Origin of the sequence: Limimaricola sp. G21655-S1 (assembly GCF_027213785.1) — a bacterium.
Lineage (GTDB): Bacteria > Pseudomonadota > Alphaproteobacteria > Rhodobacterales > Rhodobacteraceae > Limimaricola.
This window is the reverse complement of the sequence record NZ_JAPWGO010000057.1, coordinates 1-2,624: the sequence shown is the minus strand read 5'-3', so window position 1 is coordinate 2,624 and position 2,624 is coordinate 1. Positions and strand designations below refer to the sequence as shown.

Annotated in this window: 2 protein-coding genes; both read left to right on the top strand. The window is 67.4% G+C overall.

Going from position 1 to position 2,624, the window contains the following annotated elements; translation table 11 throughout:
- Positions 1–234 precede the first annotated feature (234 nt).
- A complete protein-coding gene (istA, locus tag O4G76_RS19740) occupies positions 235–1,701 on the top strand; it encodes an IS21 family transposase (protein ID WP_269398864.1) in 1,467 nt (488 codons plus the stop codon).
- Positions 1,698–2,552 (top strand): IS21-like element helper ATPase IstB, encoded by an 855-nt coding sequence (gene istB / locus O4G76_RS19735; RefSeq protein ID WP_269398863.1) that lies wholly within the window; start codon positions 1,698–1,700, stop codon positions 2,550–2,552. Before istA ends, istB begins: the two co-directional genes overlap by 4 nt.
- Positions 2,553–2,624: the final 72 nt, after the last annotated feature.

Sequence of the window (2,624 nt, the reverse complement as noted above, 5' to 3'; positions counted from 1 at the left end):
TGATGACCGACAACCAAGTTGTCCGGCATCGACAACCAAGATGGCCGCTGTCTCCAGCCGGAGGGCGGGCGTAGCCCGACCGTAGGCTGGAGACAGCGGCGCGATCCTCTTTCGACCGGGGGATTGGGTGGGGTGCTGGCCGCTGCGGGACCGGTAGGGTCGAGATCTCTGCATCCAAACGGAGTTCTCGCCGTGCCGGGCAAACCCGTCACCGACCAGCAAGTGAGAGTCTACATGACTGACCGCCTTCATTACAGCCAGCGCGCTGCTGCGGCCCGGGCAGGGTTCAGCGAACGCACGGCCCGTCGCCTCGAAAGCGAGCCCTGCCTTCCCTCGCAGCGCAAGCCCGGCAGGGGCCGCACCGTTCCCGATCCGCTCGAGGCGGTCTGGGATACGGTGCTCGTGCCGATCCTCGAGCGAGACCCCGCCGTTCAGGCGGTGACGCTGTTGCGGCATCTCCAGATGACAGTTCCTGACGCCTTCCCGGACGACCGTGTGCGCCGGACACTCGAGCGCCGGGTCCGCGACTGGCGCGCCCTGCATGGGCCCGAGCGCGATGTGATCTTCCGGCAGGCACCCGAGCCGGGCCGTATGGCCCTGTCCGACTTCACCGACGCCACCGAGTTAGGCGTGACCATTGCCGGTCAGCCGCTGGCGCATCGCCTCTTCCACTTCGTCCTGGCTTATAGCGGCTGGGAGCACGCCGCCGTGGTGCTCGGTGGCGAGAGCTTCACTGCGCTGGCCGAGAACCTCCAGAACGCGCTGTGGACCTTGGGAGGCGTGCCGCACGAGCACCGCACCGACAGCCTCTCCGCGGCCTACCGCAACCTCGACGCGGACGCCGCAGCCGACGTCACCGCACGCTACGAGGCGTTCTGCGCCCACTACGGCATGATCGCGAGCCGCAATAATGCCGGAGAGGCTCACGAGAACGGCGCGGTCGAAGCGCACAACAATCACCTCAAGACCGCCCTCGACCAGGGGCTGATCCTGCGCGGCTGCCGCGACTTCGCCGACCTCGCGGAGTGGCGCCGCTTCGTCGACGAGCTTGTCGCGCGCCGGAACCGGCGCCGCGAGGAGGCCCTGCGTATCGAGATGGCGACGCTCAGGCCGCTACCTGCGCGGCGCACCACCGACTTCACCGAGGTGGTCGCGCGCGTCACCCGGACCGGAGGATTTCTGGTTCACACCGTGTTCTACTCCGCGCCGTCCCAACTCGTCGGGAAGCGCCTGCGAGTCCATGTCTACGATGACCGGATCGAAGCCTTCCTCGGGGCCACCCGTGTCGTCACCCACCCCCGGCACCGTGCCCGCCGCGACGGCACCCGCGTCCATTGCGTCAACTACCGCCATGTAATCCACGCACTGCGCCGCAAGCCGCAGGCCCTGGCAGGGTCGGTCTATCGCGATGGCCTCTTTCCCAGATCGGAGTATGCCGCGGCGTGGACCGCGCTCTCCGACGCCTTGCCGCGCAAGGACGCCTGCCGACGGATGGTCGATCTGCTCTGGTTGGCACATGACGAAGGATGCGAGGCCGAACTCGCGGCGCTGATTGCCAACTCGCTTGCCCACGGCGATCTCCCGGAAGCACGGACTCTGAAGCCGTGCCTCAGGCCGCGACAGCGCATGTTGCCGGAGGACACGCCCGTGGTCCTCACCGACCTGACCAGCTTCGACGCTCTGCTGGAGGGCCACGCATGACCACTCCCGCTGCGCCGCGCCCGGTCGATGTCCATGCGCTGCCCACCATGCTCACGGCGTTGCGCCTGCCGAGCTTCCAGCGCCATTGGGCGGTGCTTGCCAACCGTGCCGATACCGAAGGCTGGCCCGCCGCACGCTTCCTGGCGGCTCTCGCCGAGATCGAGCTCGCTGAACGGGATGCCCGCCGTATCCAGCGCTATCTCCAGCAATCACAGTTGCCCGGCGGCAAGACCCTCGCGACGCTCGACTTCAAGGCCTTGCCGGGGGTGCCTCGCGCCCGCATCGAGGCCCTCGCCGCCGGGGACTGGGTCGAGACCGGTGCCAACCTCATCGCCATCGGCAATTCCGGAGCAGGCAAGACCCATGTCCTCTGCGCCGTCGGTCACGCACTCGTCGAAGCCGGCAAGCGCGTCCTCTACAGCTGCACCACCGACATGGTGCAGAGGCTTCAGGCCGCCCGACGCGACCTCGCCCTTGAGGCGGCTCTGGCCAAGCTCGACAAGTTCGACCTGATCATCCTCGACGACATCACCTATGCGCAGAAAGATCAGGCCGAGAGCTCCGTGCTCTTCGAGCTCATCGCGCGGCGCTACGAAACCAGGAGCCTCGCCATCGCCGCCAACCAGCCCTTCAGCGCCTGGGGCCGGGTCTTCCCGGACCACGCCGTCACCGTCGCTGCCATCGACAGACTGGTCCACCACGCGACCATCCTCGAGATGAACGGCGACAGCTACCGGCGACGCGCGGCTGCCGGACGAATGGACACCGAGGCTGTCGCTCCACCGACAGCTTCCAGCGACAACATCGATCACCGCAGCACCGACAACCTCGAGGAGGAAAACGCCAGCTAACAGTTCCGTTCGTAGCGGTCAGAACCGGCCATCTTGGTTGTCGGTGCCGGCCAAAGAGGTTGACGGTCTACA

What these genes read in the sequence shown, in the direction of transcription:
- istA (WP_269398864.1), top strand. Translation starts at nt 235, where the DNA reads ATGACTGACCGCCTTCATTACAGCCAGCGCGCTGCTGCGGCCCGGGCA.
- istB (WP_269398863.1), top strand. Translation starts at nt 1,698, where the DNA reads ATGACCACTCCCGCTGCGCCGCGCCCGGTCGATGTCCATGCGCTGCCC.